Annotated in this window: 17 protein-coding genes; 1 reads left to right on the top strand and 16 read right to left on the bottom strand. The window is 60.6% G+C overall.

Features of this window, described 5'->3' with window-relative positions; all coding sequences use genetic code 11:
• Nucleotides 1–4 precede the first annotated feature (4 nt).
• From astA to tapM, 16 genes are all read right to left on the bottom strand, one after another.
• Complete coding sequence (astA, locus tag AACW18_RS03905) at nucleotides 5–1,024, bottom strand: arginine N-succinyltransferase (RefSeq protein WP_042652685.1); 1,020 nt, start codon at nucleotides 1,022–1,024, stop codon at nucleotides 5–7.
• 74 nt (nucleotides 1,025–1,098) lie between these two features.
• The gene (locus AACW18_RS03900) at nucleotides 1,099–2,316 is read right to left on the bottom strand and encodes an aspartate aminotransferase family protein (RefSeq protein WP_042652686.1); all 1,218 of its coding nucleotides are present in this window, start codon (nucleotides 2,314–2,316) and stop codon (nucleotides 1,099–1,101) included.
• A gap of 278 nt (nucleotides 2,317–2,594) precedes the next feature.
• Nucleotides 2,595–3,176: an aminodeoxychorismate synthase component II gene (locus tag AACW18_RS03895; protein ID WP_218387888.1), complete on the bottom strand. Its 582-nt coding sequence runs from the start codon at nucleotides 3,174–3,176 to the stop codon at nucleotides 2,595–2,597.
• Nucleotides 3,177–3,200: 24 nt separating this feature from the next.
• A complete protein-coding gene (locus tag AACW18_RS03890) occupies nucleotides 3,201–3,416 on the bottom strand; it encodes a hypothetical protein (RefSeq protein WP_218387887.1) in 216 nt (71 codons plus the stop codon).
• 122 nt (nucleotides 3,417–3,538) lie between these two features.
• Nucleotides 3,539–4,543 carry a tryptophan--tRNA ligase gene (gene trpS / locus AACW18_RS03885; protein WP_042652689.1) on the bottom strand — a complete coding sequence of 335 codons (1,005 nt, stop codon included), beginning with the start codon at nucleotides 4,541–4,543 and terminating at the stop codon, nucleotides 3,539–3,541.
• Between the two features lie 17 nt (nucleotides 4,544–4,560).
• A complete protein-coding gene (locus AACW18_RS03880) occupies nucleotides 4,561–5,229 on the bottom strand; it encodes a phosphoglycolate phosphatase (RefSeq protein WP_042652690.1) in 669 nt (222 codons plus the stop codon).
• Nucleotides 5,216–5,890: a ribulose-phosphate 3-epimerase gene (rpe, locus tag AACW18_RS03875; RefSeq protein WP_218290620.1), complete on the bottom strand. Its 675-nt coding sequence runs from the start codon at nucleotides 5,888–5,890 to the stop codon at nucleotides 5,216–5,218. The genes AACW18_RS03880 and rpe overlap by 14 nt, the downstream gene beginning before the upstream one ends.
• A gap of 472 nt (nucleotides 5,891–6,362) precedes the next feature.
• Nucleotides 6,363–7,235: a Dam family site-specific DNA-(adenine-N6)-methyltransferase gene (locus tag AACW18_RS03870; RefSeq protein ID WP_042652692.1), complete on the bottom strand. Its 873-nt coding sequence runs from the start codon at nucleotides 7,233–7,235 to the stop codon at nucleotides 6,363–6,365.
• Nucleotides 7,236–7,305: 70 nt separating this feature from the next.
• Nucleotides 7,306–8,859: an SPOR domain-containing protein gene (locus AACW18_RS03865; RefSeq protein WP_218387886.1), complete on the bottom strand. Its 1,554-nt coding sequence runs from the start codon at nucleotides 8,857–8,859 to the stop codon at nucleotides 7,306–7,308.
• Nucleotides 8,849–9,931 carry a 3-dehydroquinate synthase gene (gene aroB / locus AACW18_RS03860; protein WP_218387885.1) on the bottom strand — a complete coding sequence of 361 codons (1,083 nt, stop codon included), beginning with the start codon at nucleotides 9,929–9,931 and terminating at the stop codon, nucleotides 8,849–8,851. The genes AACW18_RS03865 and aroB overlap by 11 nt, the downstream gene beginning before the upstream one ends.
• A gap of 16 nt (nucleotides 9,932–9,947) precedes the next feature.
• On the bottom strand, nucleotides 9,948–10,466 hold the full coding sequence (gene aroK, locus AACW18_RS03855) for a shikimate kinase AroK (protein WP_218290617.1): 519 nt from the start codon (nucleotides 10,464–10,466) through the stop codon (nucleotides 9,948–9,950).
• A gap of 191 nt (nucleotides 10,467–10,657) precedes the next feature.
• The gene (locus tag AACW18_RS03850; RefSeq protein WP_218290616.1) at nucleotides 10,658–12,874 is read right to left on the bottom strand and encodes a type IV pilus secretin PilQ; all 2,217 of its coding nucleotides are present in this window, start codon (nucleotides 12,872–12,874) and stop codon (nucleotides 10,658–10,660) included.
• A gap of 16 nt (nucleotides 12,875–12,890) precedes the next feature.
• The gene (locus AACW18_RS03845; RefSeq protein ID WP_042652697.1) at nucleotides 12,891–13,418 is read right to left on the bottom strand and encodes a pilus assembly protein PilP; all 528 of its coding nucleotides are present in this window, start codon (nucleotides 13,416–13,418) and stop codon (nucleotides 12,891–12,893) included.
• Nucleotides 13,419–13,420: 2 nt separating this feature from the next.
• Entirely contained in the window at nucleotides 13,421–14,020 is a 600-nt protein-coding gene (gene tapO / locus AACW18_RS03840; RefSeq protein ID WP_218290615.1) for a type 4a pilus biogenesis protein PilO, read from the bottom strand.
• Nucleotides 14,017–14,586: a PilN domain-containing protein gene (gene tapN / locus AACW18_RS03835; RefSeq protein ID WP_218290614.1), complete on the bottom strand. Its 570-nt coding sequence runs from the start codon at nucleotides 14,584–14,586 to the stop codon at nucleotides 14,017–14,019. Before tapN ends, tapO begins: the two co-directional genes overlap by 4 nt.
• Nucleotides 14,574–15,635, bottom strand: coding sequence for a PilM family type IVa pilus assembly protein TapM (gene tapM, locus AACW18_RS03830; protein WP_277994440.1), 1,062 nt, complete (start codon nucleotides 15,633–15,635; stop codon nucleotides 14,574–14,576). The genes tapN and tapM overlap by 13 nt, the downstream gene beginning before the upstream one ends.
• A 295-nt stretch (nucleotides 15,636–15,930) precedes the next feature.
• Between tapM and AACW18_RS03825 the strand changes: the two genes are divergently transcribed.
• The gene (locus AACW18_RS03825; RefSeq protein ID WP_218329515.1) at nucleotides 15,931–18,420 is read left to right on the top strand and encodes a penicillin-binding protein 1A; all 2,490 of its coding nucleotides are present in this window, start codon (nucleotides 15,931–15,933) and stop codon (nucleotides 18,418–18,420) included.
• Nucleotides 18,421–18,437: the final 17 nt, after the last annotated feature.

Raw genomic sequence — 18,437 nt, 5'->3', positions numbered from 1 at the left:
CCAATCATTCCAGGTCGACAACCCGGACCATGTCGCCATTCGCCACCTTGATGGCGGCCGCCATCTTGGGCGGGATGATGGCTTCGTGTTTGTCCAGATCGACCCGGATGTTGCCGTAGCAGGCACGATACTGTTCGAAACGGGCATTGCAGATGAGATAGGTGTGACCGCCGATGGGCTCGCCCACCAGCACCCGCAGCTTCTGGCTGCGGCGCACGCTGCGGATGTGTTTCACATCGCACTCGACGGTGGGACCGGCGTCGAAAATGTCGACGTAGCCACGATTCACGAAGCCTTCGTCCTGCAGCATCTTGATGGCCGGGCGGGTCTTCTCGTGGGTCTGGCCGATGACGGCCCGCGCCTCGTTGCTGAGCAGGTTGACGTAGATCGGGTACTTGGGCATCAGCTCGGCGATGAAGCGCTTCTTGCCGATGCCGGTGAGATAGTCGACGGTGGGAAAGTCCATCGAGAAGAAATGCGTCTGCAGCCACTCGTAGAAGGGGCTGTGACCGTCGCCATCGGAGACGCCACGCATCTCGGCAAAGACGGTCTGGTCGAACAGCTCAGGGTGCTCGGCCATGAACAGGAAACGGTGCTTGGACAGCAGTCGGCCGTTGAGCCCCTCGCGGGCACATTCGCGCAGAAACAGGGTGCACAGCTCGGAGTTGCCGGTGTAGTCGTTGGACAGCGTGAGCGTCTCGACCACGTTGTAGATGCCGAGCTTGGGGGAAGAGTGCACCACCTTGCCGATGTGATAGTTGTAGAACGGCTGGGACAGGCCGACGGCCGCGTCTATGGCACAGGTACCGACCATCTCGCCGGTCTCCAGATCTTCGGCCACGAAGAAGTAGAGGCAATCTCCCTTGCCCGCAGGCTTGTCCAGGAAGGTCTGGGTCGAGGCATCGATCTTGCGTTGCAGCAGCTCATCGTTGACCGGCAATGAGGTCATGCCGGTACCGGATTCGATGGCACAGGTCTTGAGGCCGGCGAAGTCGCGCTGCTCGATAGGACGGATAACCAACATAATGACAACTCCCTTTCATTGACGACAGGTGGGGTCCCGGCTCCTGCCGGGAGGGCTCCCCACCTCAACTTGGATCAGGCGTTAACCACCTGAGCGACCGCTTTCTCGAACCGGGCCAGACCTTCCTTGATGTCCGCTTCCGGGATAACCAGCGAGGGTGCGAAGCGCACCACGTTAGTACCCGCTACCAGCGCCATCAGCCCCTGATCGATGGAGGCCAGCAGGAAGTCGCGGGAGCGCCCCTTGAAGTCATCGTTCAGCACGGCGCCGAGCAGCAGACCCTGACCACGCACTTCGCTGAAGCAGTGGTACTTGGCATTGATGGCTTCGATGCCGGCACGGAACAGGGCTTCACGCTGTTTGACGCCCGCCAGCACCGCCGGGGTGTTGACCACGTCGATCACCGCCTCGGCCACGGCGCACGCCAGCGGGTTGCCACCGTAGGTGGAACCGTGAGTACCCACTTTCAGGTGAGCCGCGATCTCGGTGGTGGTCAGCATGGCGCCGATGGGGAAGCCGCCGCCGAGCGCCTTGGCGCTGGTGAGGATGTCCGGCGTGACGCCCAGACCCATGTAGGCAAACAGCTCGCCGGTACGACCGACCCCGGATTGCACCTCGTCATAGACCAGCAGGGCGTTGTGCTTGTCGCACAGCTCGCGCACTCCTTTGGCAAATTCGTCGGTGGGACGAATGATGCCACCCTCACCCTGCAGCGGCTCCATCACCACGGCACAGGTATTGTCGGAGATGACCGAGGCCAGCTCGGCCAGATCGTTGTAGGTGACATGGGTGATGTCGGCGGGCTTGGGACCGAAGCCGTCCGAGTAGGCAGCCTGGCCGCCGACGCTGACGGTGAAGAAGGTGCGGCCGTGGAAGCCCTGATGGAAGGCTATGATCTGGGTCTTGTGGGCACCGAATTTCTCGATGGCATAGCGACGGGCCAGCTTGAGGGCCGCCTCGTTCGCTTCGGCACCCGAGTTGCAGAAATAGACCTTGTCGGCGAAGGTGGCGGCGACCAGCTTCTTGGCCAGGCGCAGGGCCGGCTCGTTGGTCATCACGTTGGAGAGGTGCCACAGCTTCTCGCCCTGGGTTTTCAGGGCTTCGACCAGCTTGGGATGGCAATGGCCCAGGCCATTGACGGCGATCCCGCCCGCGAAGTCGACATACTCACGGCCTTCCTGATCCCAGACACGTGACCCTTCACCACGCACCGGGATGATCTTGGCGGGCGCATAGTTGGGAACCATCACTTCATCAAACACTTCACGTGTCACTGCCAACAACTCTGACATATTGCTCTCCTTCGATCTGGCGACAGAATAATCCACCGCTCAAAAGTTAAATCCATGTAAACACATCGGCATTGTCACAGAAAAAAAGCTAAAAGTCTGCAACAAGCCGAGTTACAGGGAACAATGTTCGATTGCCTGTGAGATTTTAGGCAACCGCATTGCATAACGGCTCAGGGGGTGTTGGCAAGAGATAATTTGGGCAGGGGGAGAGGTGAATAAAGTGTCAGGGAAAATATTTTTGGGCTCATTCCGATTCTGGGATGAGCATCACGATTTTCTCAGGAACTGGCCAGAAAGTTGGCCAGCAATTGGTGGCCCTGCTCGCTCAAAATGCTCTCCGGATGGAACTGAACGCCTTCCAGTGGCAGGTGTTTATGGCGCAGCCCCATGATCTCGTCGACGCTGCCGTCGGCGTGCTCGCTCCAGGCGGTGACCTCGAAACAGTCGGGCAGGCTCTCGCGCTCCACCACCAGCGAATGGTAGCGGGTGACCCGCAGCGGATCCTTCAATCCTTTGAACACGCCCTCTCCCCTATGGCGAATGAGCGAGGTCTTGCCGTGCATCACCTGGCGAGCGCGCACCACCCTGGCGCCGAAGGCCTGGGCGAGGGACTGATGGCCGAGGCAGACGCCAAGGATGGGGAGCTGGCCCGCGAAGCGGCTGATGGCCGCCAGCGAGATACCGGCCTCATTGGGGGTGCAGGGACCGGGGGAGATCACCAGATAACGGGGGGCGAGCCGGGCGATGGCATCCAGGCTCAGCTCGTCGTTGCGCTTCACCACCACCTCCTGCCCCAGGGCGCCAAAATATTGCACCAGGTTCCAGGTAAAGGAGTCGTAGTTATCGATCAACAACAGCATGGGGCAACAACCGGGGACAGGGGATTAACGATCCAGATAGCGCCCTTGCTCCAGCTCGCGCTCGCGCTGGCATTCGGCCAGGTAGATGGCGGCCGCGACGGCAGGGATCTTGTAGTGCTTGTCGATGGCATTGGAGACCATCAGCTGCAGGGTGTTGAGGTTCTTGGCCTTGCGAAACTTGCGCAACCAGTGACCCTTGTCATCCAGTACTTCACTCACGATATTTGGTTCGACGGACATGCTTGCTCTTGGGGCAGAAACCCGCGTTTGAAATTGGAAGATGAATTCACGAATAAGGGGTCGGTAAAACAAAGAAAGCCAGGCGAATACCCAGCTCTCTTCTACTACACCTTCCCAGTATGTCAGGCTCGAGGAACGAAGCCGACTACATCATATACGCTGACCAGTGTTTTTTCAGCCCTTTCCCGCGCCTTTTGAGCGCCGGCGGCCAAAATAGCCTGCAGATGAGTCTCATCCTGACGCAGCTCGCGGAAGCGTGCCTGGATGGGTTCCAGCAGGGCGACCACGGCATCGGCGGTCTCGCTCTTGAGGTGACCGTACATCTTGCCTTCGAAGTGCTGCTCGAGCTCCGGGATGGAGCGGCCGGTCACGCCGGACATCAGGGTCAGCAGGTTGGAGACCCCGGGTTTGTTCTCCGGATCGAAGCGCACCACCGCCGGCTCGTCGGAGTCGGTCATCGCCCGCTTGATCTTCTTGACGATCTGCTTGGGATCTTCCAGCAAGCCGATGAAGTTTGCCTCGTTGTCGTCAGACTTGGACATCTTCTTGGTCGGATCCTGCAGGCTCATCACCCGGGCGCCGTCGGTCGGGATGAAGGGCTCCGGCAGGGTGAACACCTCGCCGTACAGGTTGTTGAAGCGGGTGCAGACGTCGCGGGTCAGCTCCAGATGCTGCTTCTGATCGTTACCGACCGGCACCTGATTGGCCTGATAGAGCAGGATGTCGGCCGCCATCAGCACCGGATAACCGAACAGGCCGACGTTGACGTTGTTCTCGAAGCGGGCGGACTTGTCCTTGAACTGGGTCATGCGCGACAGCTCGCCCATCTGGGTGTAGCAGTTCAGGATCCAGCCGAGCTCGGCGTGCTGCGGCACATGAGACTGGATGAAGACGGTGCTCTTGGCCGGATCTATGCCCACCGCCAGATAGAGGGCGGCGGCGTCCAGGCACGCCTTGCGCAGGGCGGCAGGCTCCTGGCGGGTGGTGATGGCGTGCAGATCGACGATGCAGTAGAGGCAGTCGAAGTCATCCTGCATGTTGACCCACTGACGCAGGGCGCCCATGTAGTTGCCGATGGTCAGCTGGCCCGAGGGTTGGGCCCCGCTCAATACGATAGGTTTAGCCATGAGTGTTCTGATCCTTGTTATTCAACCAGCAGGGCATCGAGCTGGGCAAACTGCTCGCATACCCAGTCCGGGCGGGAATCTGCGATGGGGCGGCCATAGTTGTAGCCGTAGGTGAGCCCCACTACCTTCATGCTGGCGGCCTGGGCGGCCAGCACGTCATTTTCGGAGTCGCCCACCATCAGGGTGCGCGACGGGCTGATGCCCAGCTCCTGGCAGGCGTGCAGCAACGGCGCCGGGCTCGGCTTCTTCTGGGCCACACAGTTGCCTCCCAGCCAGAGCGCAAAGCAATCGCTGATGCCGAGGGCATCCAGGATGGGCTGCACGAAGTGGCTCGGCTTGTTGGTCACCACGGCCTGGCGGTAACCGAGCCGCTGCAGGCGGCGCAGACTCTGGGCGACCCCGTCGTACATGGCCAGCCCTTCCAGCAGGCAGGCCTGGTAGTGTTGATCAAACAGCGGGCGCGCCCTGGCGAACAGCTCGGGGGCCGCGCGGTAATCCAGCGCGCGCTGGATCAACTTGTCGGCACCATTGCCGACCCAGGTACGCACCACGGCCTCATCGGCCTCGGCCAGCCCCAGCTCGCCGAGCGTGCGGTTGACCGCCAGCGCCAGCTGGGGGGCGCTGTCGATCAGGGTGCCGTCCAGATCGAACAGCACCAGATCAAAATCACGCTCAGCGCTTGACATGGGCAAGCTCCGTGCGCATCTGGTCGATGACGGTCCTGTAGTCTGGCTTGCCGAAGATGGCGGAGCCGGCCACGAACATGTCGGCACCGGCCTCGGCGATTTCACGGATATTCTCCACCTTCACCCCACCGTCGATCTCGAGGCGAATGTCGCGGCCGCTCTCGTCGATCAGGCGACGCACCTGGCGCAGCTTGTCGAGGGTGCCGGGGATGAAGCTCTGGCCACCGAAGCCCGGGTTGACCGACATCAGCAAGATCACATCCAGCTTGTCCATCACGTACTCGAGGCAGGTGAGCGGCGTGGCCGGGTTCAGCACCAGGCCGGCCTGACAGCCCTGCTCCTTGATGAGCCCCAGGGTGCGATCGACGTGATCGGACGCTTCCGGGTGGAAGGTGATCAGATTGGCACCCGCCTTGGCGAAGTCAGGGACGATGCGATCCACCGGCTTGACCATCAGGTGCACATCGATGAGCGCCTCGATGCCGTAGTCGCGCAGGGCCTGACAGACCATGGGGCCTATGGTCAGGTTGGGGACATAGTGGTTGTCCATCACATCGAAATGCACCACGTCGGCACCGGCGGCCAGTACCTTGGCGACATCCTCACCCAGACGGGCGAAGTCGGCGGAGAGGATCGAGGGGGCAATCAGAAAGTCTTTCATCAGCGTCATCCATTGGCAGCGTGGCAGAAAAAGCGGCGCAATTTTACCGCAAATATCCGATGAAAACGACCCGAACGGGGGGAAGAAAAAGTGGACCACCAGCGTTACCGCCAATATCCGATGAAAACGACCCGAACACGGGGAGGAAGCACAAGCCACCGGCTTTAGCGCCCATATCCACCGAAAACAGCCCGAACAGGGGGAAGAAAAAATGGACCGCCAGCGTTACCGCCAATATCTGATGAAAACGACTCAAGCGCGGGGAGGAAGCGCAAGCCATCGGCTTTAGCGCCCATATCCACCGAAAACAGTCCGAACAGGGGGCAGAAAAAGTGGACCGCCAGCGTTACCGCCAATATCCGATGAAAACGACTCAAGCGCGGGGAGGAAACCGCAGAGGCCAGCGGCTAGCCACCAAAAACGCTCTCCTGGCCCGAAAACGCTGGCGGCACCCGAAGGTGCCGCCAGAGGATCAACCCAGAGGAACCAGCTCGGCATCGCTCGGGTAGTGGCCCTGCTCGGGGGCGATGCCGGGCGGGTAGAGCGCCAGCAGCTCGGCCACCTTGTTGCGACCACTGCCATTGCGGCTGATGGTGCGCTTGACCAGGATCTCGTCCAGCCGGGCGCCGCGATAGAGCTCGCGGGTCAGCTCGATGTCGTGATTGCTGATGAGCACCGGCACCCCCTTGTGGGCAGCGGTGTGGCGCGCCAACCGGGCCAGCAGGGCCTGATCGTCCAGGGTGAAGCCGCCGGCCGAGTAGCTGGTGAAGCTCGCCGTGGTGGAGAGCGGCGCATAGGGGGGATCGCAGTAGATCACCCAGTCTTCCTCCGCCCTGGCCATGGCATCGGCATAGCTTTCGCAGATGAAGGTGGCCTTCTGCGCCTTCTCGGCGAAGGCCCACAGCTCCTTCTCCGGGAAGTAGGGTTTCTTGTAGGAACCGAACGGCACGTTGAAGCCGCCCTTCTTGTTGTAACGGCAGAGGCCGTTGAAACCATGGCGGTTCAGGAACAGGAACAGCTGGGCCCGCTCAAAGCCGGCCTCGGTCTGGTTGAACTGGGTGCGCAGCCGGTAGTAGGCAGTCTTGTGGTTGTATTCGGCCACGAACAGCTTGCGCGCCTCGCGGATGAAGTTATCCGGCTTCTGCTTGAGATGGTTGTAGAGACCGATCAGATCCGGATTGATATCGTTGAGCACATAGGCATCGTAATCGGTGTTGAGAAACACTGAGCCAGCCCCGACGAAGGGCTCCAGCAACACACGCCCGGCCGGCAAGCGCTCGGCTATCTCTTCGACCAGGGAATATTTTCCCCCGGCCCATTTTAAAAACGCGCGTGTTTTTTTCATGGAAATCCGGTGTTAAGAAGGCATTGCCCAAAAAGGGGGGACGATTCTACCCCCTTCCCGGGCCGAATGGCTATTGCTTCAACTCTTTTTGTATCTGGGCAAACGACTTGGGCCAGGGTTGTCCCTTGAGCAAGGCAGGAGTGAGCTTGCGGATCGCCGCCTTGGCCTGGGTACTGCTGGCATAATCCCCCTGTACCACTACGTACCAGGGGCTGCCACGGAAGCGGGTCTTGTAGATCCAGACCTTGCCAGCCAGCCCATGCTCGGCCACAAAGGCATCGACCGCCTGGGTGTTGCTCGCCCCCATCAGCTGGATGCTGTAGTGATTCTTGGCCTTCTGGTTCAGGGTCGCGGCCGGCGTCAGCGCCACCTTGGGGGCCGGCGCCGCCACGGGGACCGCGGTCACGGCAGGCTTGGGCGCCGCCTGAGCCGCCGCAGATCCACTCTGGCTCTTGGCCGAAGTGGTGGGCTGGCTGGCTTGCGCCACCAGTCCCTGGGTCGAAACTGCCTGGGAGCCGGCGCCTGTCAGCTCGTCCACCACCGCCGTGGGCAGGGCACCGCTGACATTGGGCTGCTTCATCAACTGTTCGACCACCTCGTCGGAGATGACGACCCGGCGCCCCTCGTAATTGGTCGACTCGGTCGTGACCGTCTCGCTCTCGACCTTCTTGGGCAGCGGCTTGGCCTCGGGTTGCCAGTCTCGCGCCACCTGATTACCGCCGGTGGTCTGGGCGGCGCTGGTGCCACCGACACTGAGCGGATCCTTGGCGACGGGATCGGGCAGGGCCGTCCCTTGGGACGACGCCTGGGAGTCATCCTTGCCCGCCTCATCGAACCCCTTGCCATCAAAAAATGGCAGGTAACTCAGGGCCAGCAAACCGGCGGCGACCAGGGCCAGCACGGTCGCTATCTTCTTGACGGGCAACTCGGCCTGACGCTTCTTGGGCCTTCTGTCGGTCATGATATCCTCCAATGACTGCATGATGGCGGACGGGTGTCCGTTTGCCGCACTCAGCATCTCTTCAACTTTCGACTTGGGCAAGAGCGCCGCCGGGATCTTGAGCTCTTTGGCCTTCTCGTACAAGAAGATGCGTTGCTCCGGTGCGCTCAGGGGCGCGACTTCCAGCTCGAGTGCGGGCATAGCCCGCCCCTTGAGCCCCCCCTTCCGGCTGCGACACCAGGCGTCATTGCCCGAGAGCAGGATCGCCAGCTTATGAGGATTCTCGAGGGTGTCGTTATGGCGACAGAGCGCCCACAACTCCCCGACCAACTCGGCAGGCAGCTCGTCGGCGCGCTCGATCAGCAGCAGCAGGGTCGAAGACTTGCCCTCGAGCATGCGGAAGAAGCTGTCGGCCAGCGCATCCTGCGGATTGAACAGCGGCCTGACCACCACCTGCTGTAACAGCAATTGGCGCACGTCCGTTATCTTCATGCCGGCGCTGCCGATGAGGCTCACCACCCGCACCTGGTCCGGCAGCTGGCCCAGCAGAGACTCGCACAGGGTGCCACGGCCGCTGCCAGCTTTGCCGGAGAGAAAGATGAAGGGGTGATTGAACTCAATCAGGTGCAGCAGCCGGTCAACCAGCTGCCGCTGGGAAGGGAATTTCAGCAACTTATTGGTCACGACCAGACTCGATCACCGCCATCAATTGGGCATCCGTCACATCGGCCACCACTTGGGCATGGCCGATCCCGACCGGCAGCACCAGCCGCAGCTTGCCTTCCAGCACCTTCTTGTCACGGCGCATATGGCGAATGAAGGCCGCAAAATCCATCTCGGCCGGCGCCTGCACCGGCAGATCGGCCGCCAGCAGCAGGGCCCGGATCCGCGCGACCTGAGCCGCGCTCAGCTCGCCACGCGCCTCGGCCGTTGCCGCTGCCAGCATCATGCCCGCGGCCACCGCCTCGCCATGCAGCCAGTTGCCATAGCCTTTCTCGGCTTCGATGGCATGGCCGAAGGTGTGACCCAGGTTCAGCAGGGCGCGCACGCCGTGTTCGGTCTCATCCTGCCCCACCACGTCGGCCTTGATCTCGCAGCAACGACGGATGGCATAGGAGAGCGCGCCCGTGTCGAGCCGCTGCAGACGCACCATGTTGGCTTCGAGCCAGGAGAAGAATTCGGCATCCCAGATGATGCCGTACTTGATCACCTCGGCCATGCCAGCGGCAAACTCGCGCGCGGGCAGGGTCTTGAGGCAGTCGGTATCGATGACGACATGCTTGGGCTGATAGAAGGCGCCCACCATGTTCTTGCCAAGAGGGTGGTTGACGGCGGTCTTGCCGCCGACGGAGGAGTCAACCTGGGAGAGTAGCGTGGTAGGCACTTGAATGAACGGAATGCCACGTTGATAGCTTGCCGCAGCAAAGCCGACAACGTCACCTATCACGCCGCCCCCCAGGGCGATGAGGGTGGTATCACGACCATGGTTGGTTTCCAGCAGAGCAGACATGATCCGCTCGAAGGTCGCCAAGGTCTTATAGGCCTCGCCATCCGGCAGGATCAGGTGTTCCACCTGAAAACCGGACAACAGCTGAATGAGCTGCTCAAGATACAAGGGAGCCACCACTGTGTTGGTCACTATCATGACCCGCTTGCCCTTGATGGTCTGCGTCAGCACCTCGGGGTGTTGCAACAGACCTGCAGCTATCTCGATCGGATAGCTGCGTTCACCCAGTTCGACCTTCAACCTTTCCATGGACGTCCTCTATTGATTACATGCCAATCAACTTAACAATCTGATTGGCAACAACTTTAGCGCTCTGATCATCCGTCTGGATGACAAAGTCAGCCACTTCTTCATACAGGGCATTACGCTCTTGCGCCAGACGCTCCAGCACCTCACGCGGGGGCTCTTCGGTTTGCAGCAGGGGACGACGCTTGTCGCGCTGGGTACGTGCCAGCTGCTTCTCAATGGTGGTTTCGAGGTAGACCACGATGCCACGCGCAGAGAGTTTGTTGCGGGTTTCGCGACTGATGATGGCGCCGCCGCCCGTAGCCAGCACGATACCCTGCTGCTCGGCGAGTTCACCTATCACCTTCTCTTCGCGGATCCGGAAACCCTCTTCGCCTTCAACATCGAACACCCAGCCGATATCGGCACCACTGCGGCGCTCAATCTCATGATCTGAGTCGAAAAACTCCATGTGCAGTTGTTCTGCCAGATGTCTACCTATGGTGCTCTTGCCCGCACCCATGGGACCTATCAGGAAAATATTGCGTTTCTCAGCCATGTCTTTTCGTTAGTAATTACAAACTGTATGGCCCCGGTAAACAGTCGACCGGGGTACCTATGAACCTTATCTTGCGATGGATCAGGAGGGGGATTATCTCAATAGAAATCAGGACTGGCAACCGCAGCCCTTACGCCCCAGCCTCATCGGGGCGTAAGGTTATATGTGTTTTACCCTCACATGTAAAGCATTCAGAGGGTATCCGTAACTATCCGCGGGGTCACGAAAATCAGCAGTTCACGTTTCTTGTTCTCGCTGGTGGTTTTCTTGAACAGGTAGCCAAGGCCGGGAATATCTCCCAGCAGCGGCACCTTGGTGACATCGCTCTTGATGGTCTGCTGATAGATCCCCCCCAGCACCAGGGTCTCACCGTTGTTGACCAGCACCTGGGTGGTGATCGACTGGGCATTGATGGAGACGGCATCACCGGTACCGGTCGGCACGGTCTCCCCCTTGGTATCCTGAGTCACGGTCAGATCCAGAATGACTCTGTTGTCCGGGGTGATCTGCGGCGTGACCTTGAGGCTCAACACCGCCTTCTTGAAGGTCACCGAGGTCGCGCCACTGGACGACGACTCCACATAGGGGATCTCGGTCCCCTGCTCGATCAGCGCCGGTTTCTGGTTGGCCGTGGTGACGCGGGGACTCGCGATGATCTCAGCCTTGCTCTCCTTCTCCAGCGCCGACAGCTCGAGGTCCAGCAGGGTGCCATTGGCCAGGCGGGCGACCTGGAAGGCCAGGGTGCCGGCCGCGTTGGTAACCGGCAGGTTGACGTTCAGCCGATCTTCGATGCCGGGCCGCACTATGGTCGAGGTACTGGCATTGTTGCCCGAACCATCATTGCCCTCTATGGTACCCGAGGTGCCATTGCCGTGACCATCCGTCTTGGTCACCCCCCAGCGCACACCCAGCGCCTCGTCGAAGCCGTCATCTATAGTCACCATGCGCGCCTCGATCACCACCTGCTTGACCGGGATGTCGAGGATATCCAGCATCCGCTTGACGTTGCCGATGACGTCCGCCGTGTCCTTGACCACCAGCACGTTGGTGCGTTCATCCACGCTCACCGCCCCTCTGGGGGAGAGCAGCTTGGTGCTTTCGGAGGAGAGCAGCGCCGCCACCTCCGCCGCCTTGGCATAGTTGATCTGCATGTATTCGGTGTAGAGCGGCGCCAGATCGGCCACCTGATTGCGGCTCTCCAACTGCTGCTTCTCACGGGCGGCTATCTCGTCCGCCGGGGCCACCAGCAGGATGTTGTTATCCAGCCGTTTATCCAGCCCTCTGACCTTGAGGATGATGTCCAGCGCCTGCTCCCAGGGCACACCGTCGAGGCGCAGGGTGATGTTGCCGGAGACGGAGTCCGTGGTCACCAGGTTGAGATTGTTGAAGTCGGCGATGATCTGCAGCACGGTCCGTACCGGGATATCCTGAAAGTTCAGGGAGATCGGCTTGCCCTGGTACTGCTTCGCGGCTGTGGTGGCGACGCGTTTTTTCACCTCTATGATGAACATCTTGTCGGCCTGATCGTAGCGATAATCAAACTGGCCATTGACCGAGAGTTCGAACAGGGTGTCGTTACCCTGACGGAAGACCTCCACCTGAGAGACCGGGGTCGCGAAATCCTGAACGTTGATGAGGTTGAGCTGCTCATCCGGTACCCGGGTACCGTGGAACTTGGCCAGCACCTTCTGACCGCGGCTGCTGACATCCACCGCCGCCGAGCTGTTGTCCAGGGTCACCAGAAACTCCCCCTGCCCCTCCTTGCCACGGCGGAAGTCCACCCCTTTGACCGAATTGAAATAAGCTCCCCCCGTGTTCGCCTGCGAGACGGACAGCACCGGCTTGTTGGCTGCAACGGGTACTGCCACCGGCGCCGAGACGGGTTGGGGCTGAGGTTGATACTGGGACTGGTTCTGGGCGATCCGCTGGGTATCAATCAAGGCCGACTGAGTGACCGGCTGGCTCTTGACCAGCGCCGACTGAGTTGCAGCAGGAGAAGCAACCGCCGCGACTGGCTGGCTGGCGTTTTCCCCCAATGACACCAGTAACTTGTTGCCCTGCTGATGGACCTGATAAGGGGTCAGCTGATCGAGCGCTATCTTGATATCCAACCCCTCTCCCTTGCCCTCCACCTTGAGGCTGTCCACCCCCTGCTGCTTGATGGGCAAGGGATTGACCGTCAGTGCTCCTACCGCGCCGGGCACATGCAGCAATAGCTGATTGGGTTCATAGGAGAGTCTGTCGGTAAAGCCACTCACCGGCTCGCTGAAGCTCAGTTCCAGCACGAGCTGATCGGCCAACAGTGGATTCACCTTGACCTCTTGCAGCGCCGCCACCGCCCACACCTGATTGCATGCGCCCAGACACAGCAGCGCCACACCGCTCATCCTGCTTATTGTTGTTCTCATCTCTGCTCATCCCTGATCATAGTTTTGCGTCGAGATTGGCCATGGCCAGCTGTGTTTCTCGGGTGACCCAGCATCCTTTGCCATCCGGTACCGTCTCCATCAAGTCAACATGGGTATTGGTGATCTTGATGACCCTTCCCTGATCCAGCCCCATGTATTGATTAAGTCCGACCCGCATGGCGTGTCCATCCGGGGTTCTGATCAGCGCCCATAATTGTCCCTGTCTCCCAATTGATCCCTGCATGCTCAGGCTGGCCAGCGAATAGCGCTCCAGCACTTCTTTCTCGCGATTGGCCACTATCTGGGCACACTCGGGTTTGACCTTGCCATCCACCTTGGAGCTGGTCTCGGGTTGCGGCTCAATAAAGGGGCTGCGCTGATCGCTACGCTGGTAGGCCATAGGGGAAAACGGCTTTATTTCCGGCAAGGGCTCGATGGGGATGGGCGGCCTTGCCTTGGTCTGCAGCACATATTCATCCATGTCTTCCTGACCGCCACAGGCCGCCAGCAGCAGCACCGGCAACAGGACGCTGATCGCTCTCATGCTCATGGCTTCTGCCCCACGGTTTTGCCGTTGTATTTGTAGGTCTTGGCCAGCATGGACATGCCGATTAGTTCCCCCTGCTCCTTGCTCTGATTGAGCTGGAATGATTCCAGGATCACGATACGGGGCAAGCCCGCCATGTCGGCCGTGAACTTGCCGAGCTCGTGGTAGGTCCCCACCACCTCGATACGCATGGGAAGCTCGGTCGAAAATTCGTGCTGGACCTCGGCCTCCCAGTTGATCCTGTTCAGCTGGAGCCCGTTATCGGTGGCGATGAAGCTGATGTCATCCAGCAGCCCCGCCACCTCATGGGTATTGGGCAGCTGTTTGAGCTGGGCATCGACCAGATGCTCCAACTGCACCATCTGCTTGCGGTATGCCTCCAGATTGGCGGCCAGCATGGCCTTGCTCTCGAACTGCGCCTTCAGTTCTGTCTCTTTACCGGCCTCCTGGCGCAACGCAGTCAGGGAGTTGGCGATCACATAGTAATAGATGGCGCCGCCCAGCAAGGCGCAGCAGATCAGGATGAAGATCCCCTTGGCGACCTTGGGCCAGCGCGCCATGTCGTTGAGATCCAGTTCATTGAGCTGTTGTAGATTCATTGTTGCCCCTTAGCTACGTTCTGGGGGAGCGTGGCAATCTGGAACATCATGGAGAACTGGCTGAGTGCAATGGGAGCCAAGTCTGCCGTGAAGATGGTGCTGATCTGTGATTGCCCCAGCCAGCCTGAGCCATCGATGCGTCGCATCATGCTGGCTACCCGGCCATAGGCTTCTGCCTTGCCGTTGACATCGATGCGGTTGTTTTGCAGTGCCAGGGTATTGAGATAGACCCCGTTGGGCACCAGCATGGGCAGCTGGTTGAACAGGCGCACAGGTACATTGCGCCTCGTCTGCAACTGCTCTATGAGCTGCATACGGTCGATCAGCTCCTTGCGTCGTGCCTGGAGCAGCCGGATCTCGCCTAGCTGGGCATCGAGTATGGTCATCTCCTGCTGCAGCCGCTGATTGCGTTGCTGTTGATGGCCGATCTGCTGCACCACCAGCCAGTCGATGGCAAAGGCCAAGGCGGCCGTCCCCGCCAGAAACAGGCCAATCATGGCGCCAAACTGCTGCTTCTGACGCTGGGCCCTGGCCACTCGCCAGGGCAGGAGGTTTATATTTGACATGGTGTGAAGCTCCGCAGTGCCAGGCCCAGGGCTGCCATGTACTTGGCGCCATGAGCCAGTCCCCCCTCCCCCTTGGGCTTGCCGAGCAGGGCAAAGGGATCGGGATGAAAGACTTCACAATGGAGATCCGTGCCCATCTGATCGACCAGGCCCGGCAGTAAGCTGCCCCCACCCGTCAACACCAGTCTGGGCAACTCCTTGTTGCCAGACGAGCTGCAAAACAGCTGCACGTTGCGTCTGATATGCAGTATCAAGGTATTGAGATGGGGTATGAGCACATCCTGCTCGTGATCGGCAGGCAGGGTACCCTGGACCTTCGCCTGCTCTGCGTCGTCCAGCGTCATGCTGTAAAAGGATGCCAGAGCTTGGCTGTATTGATCGCCGCCAAAGTTTTGCAAGCGGGAGTAGATCACCTGGCCCTTTATCAGGGCGGCAAAGGTCATGGCACTGGCACCGATGTCGACGATCCCGACCGGTTTATCCCCCGTCTGCAACTCGGGCAGGCAGGCCAGCACGGCACGCCCCAGCGCATGGGCCCCCACATCCACCACCCTGGTGCTCATGCCGGCTTCGGTCAGGGCGCTGACCCGGCCGTTGACGCTCTCGGTGCGGGCCGCACTCAGCAACACCTCCTGACGGGTCGCGTCGGCCGTCAGGCCGAGGATCTCAAAGTCCAGGCTGACCTCATCGAGCGGGAACGGGATGATCTGCTCCGCCTCCATCTGGACCTGGCTCTCGAGTTCGCTGTCGTTGATGTTGGCATCGACCTGGATGACTTTGGTGATGACATTGGAGCCGGTCACTGCGGTCGCCACCTGCTCGCACTCCCCCTGAATGAGTCGCTTGAGTGACTTGAGGGACTGGCTGACGCGCTCGATATCCTGCAATTGGTAATCGACCAGGGTGCCTTTGGGCATGGCGATCTCGGCGATCGATTCGAGATGCACCTTGCCGGGACGTCCGGTGAGGGTGACGGCCTTGATGGTTTGACTACCAAAGTCAATGCCCGCCAAGGAGAGGAGGGATCCTTTGCTGAATAGCCCAAACATATACACATCCATGCGTTATTGGGTTTAGGACTGATTGTAGGTCAGCTCATCAGAAGGTGACGGCTTACCTCAATATAATGCTCTATCTATCAATGTCATAAAGTTTATGTCAAAAGTTGATGCACCTCTCCTTTCCGCCATGGCCAGCGCCCCTTGGTAATTGCGCCATGGAATGCTACCCTCGCGCCTCTCCTCGAGGCCCGGCTCTTTGGTCAGGAAAACCTCGAATCTGCGGGGGTAAAAAGGCTATACTCTGCGCCCGTTGGCTAATTTTAAGACGATTGGTAGTTCTTCCATGCTGAAATGGCTCGTTCGCCTGTTTATTGTGATGATGCTGGGTGCTGTGCTGGGTGTTGCCAGCCTCATCGGTATCTATTTCTACATCAAGCCCCAGCTGCCGGATGTGAGCGCCCTGCGCGATATCAAGCTGGCCACTCCGATGAAGGTGTATAGCCGGGACGGTGAGTTGATCTCCCAATTTGGCGAGATCCGTCGCATCCCGTTGCGCCTGGACGAAATGCCCCAGTCCATGATCGATGCCGTCCTCGCCACCGAGGATGCGCGCTTCTATGAGCACCCCGGGATAGACCCCATCGGCATCATCCGCGCCGCGACCGTCTGGGCCGTCTCCGGTCAGGCCCGTCAGGGCGCCAGTACCATCACCCAGCAGGTGGCGCGCAACTTCTTCCTGAGCAACGAGAAGACCCTGGTACGCAAGGTCAAGGAAGTGTTCCTGGCCTGGCGCATCGAGCAGAATCTCTCCAAGGACGAGATCCTGACGCTCTATCTCAACAAGATCCCGCTCGGCTACCGCGCCTTTGGGGTCGGTGCCGCCGCTCAGGTCTACTTCGGTAAAGACGTCAAAGATCTGACCCTTGACGAGATCGCCATCATCGCCGGTCTGCCCAAGGCGCCGTCCATGCTCAACCCCATCCGTTCGCCCGAGCGCGCCTTCGCCCGCCGCAACGTGGTGCTGGGCCGCATGCTGGAGACCGGCAAGATCACCCAGGCCCAGTTTGACGAAGCCTCCAAGATGCCGATCAAGGCCCGTTATCACGGCGCCGAGACCACCCTCAACGCCCCCTATCTGAGCGAGATGGTACGCCAGAAGATGGTGGAGCAGTTTGGTGAGGATGCCTACACCATGGGGCTGCACGTCTACACCACTGTCACCGCCAAACGCCAACGCGCCGCTCATCAGGCGCTGCTGGACGGGGTCTTCGACTACGACACCCGTCATGGCTATCGCGGCCCGACCGCACTGCTGTGGAAGGCGGGTGAAGCCGGCTGGGACTACGACCAGATCATGGCCCACCTGGCCAAGCAACCGACTTACCAGCCGCTGATGGCGGCCGTGGTCACCAAGGTCGGTGACAAGAGCGCCACCCTGGTGCTGAAGAATGGCAAGCAGGCCGAGCTCGGCTGGAACGGCATCAAGTGGGCGCGCACCTTCATCACCGATGATCGCCAGAGCTACGCGCCGAAATCGGCACGGGATGTGCTGAAAGTCGGCGCCCAGATCTGGGTGCGGGAGAAAGGGGAAGAGCTGCTGCTCTCCCAGATCCCCGACGTCAACGCCGCCCTGGTCGCCATGAACCCGCAGGACGGGGCCGTAGAGGCGCTGGTCGGCGGCTTCAGCTTCGAGCTGTCCAAGTTCAACCGGGTCGATCAGGCGCGCCGCCAGGTCGGCTCCAACATCAAGCCCTTCCTCTATGCCACCGCGCTGGAGCAGGGTTACACCCTGGCCTCCCTGATCAACGATGCGCCCATCAACCAGTGGGATCCGGCCAAGGGCCCCATGTGGCAGCCCAAGAACTCCCCGGCCATCTATGAAGGCCCCACCACCCTGCGGCTGGGGCTCGCCAAGTCCAAGAACGTGATGTCGGTGCGCCTGATGCGCGCCATCGGGCTGGATACCTACATCGATGGCCTGACCCGCTTCGGCTTCGCCCGCGATCACATCTCCGCCAACGAATCCCTGGCGCTGGGCGCCGCCGAGTTCACCCCGCTGGAAGTGGTGCGTGGCTATTCGGTGCTGGCCAACGGCGGCTTCCAGGTGACCCCGTACTTCATCACCGAAGTGACCGACAGCTTCGGCACCCCCCTGTATCAGGCCAATCCGGCCGCCGCCTGCCGTGATTGCGGCGTGCTGGCCGCCGCCGGGCTCGACAGCGCCGATGCCTATGCCAATACAGTCCCTGACTGGAAGGCCCAGTGCCCGATCGACCCTGTGGTGCCCAACAACATGGCTCCCCAGACGATCAGTGCCCAGAGTGCCTTCCTGGTCACCGACACCCTGACCACCGCCATCTGGGGTGGCAATGGCTGGCGTGGTACCGGCTGGCGTGCGGCCCGTGACCTCAAGCGTCACGACATCTCGGGCAAGACCGGGACCACCAACGAATCGCGGGATGCCTGGTTCTCCGGCTACACCCCGAACCTGGTCGCCACCTCCTGGATCGGTTTTGACAACCACCAGCGCGGTCTGGGCCGGGCCGAATTCGGCGGCGGTGCGGCACAGCCCATCTGGATCGACTTCATGAAGACGGCGCTGCAGCAGGTGCCCGAGCGCAAGATGCCGGTGCCGGAGGGGGTCATGCAGGTGCGCATCGATCGCGAGACCGGCCTGCTGACCAATCGTACCGATGGCAGCACCATGGAGGAGTTCTTCAAGGAAGGGACTGAGCCGACCCGCTACGCGAGCCAGCTCTCCGATGGCAATCAAGTCTATGGTGGCGATGGCTCAAGCAGCGATGGCCCGGTCTCGACCGACGACATCTTCTAAGCAGAACCCTTAGATGA

Source organism: Aeromonas sp. sia0103 (assembly GCF_963895295.1).
Classification (GTDB): Bacteria; Pseudomonadota; Gammaproteobacteria; order Enterobacterales; family Aeromonadaceae; genus Aeromonas; species Aeromonas encheleia.
Note: the sequence above shows the minus strand (reverse complement) of the source record. Positions and strands in the feature narration are given on the sequence as shown.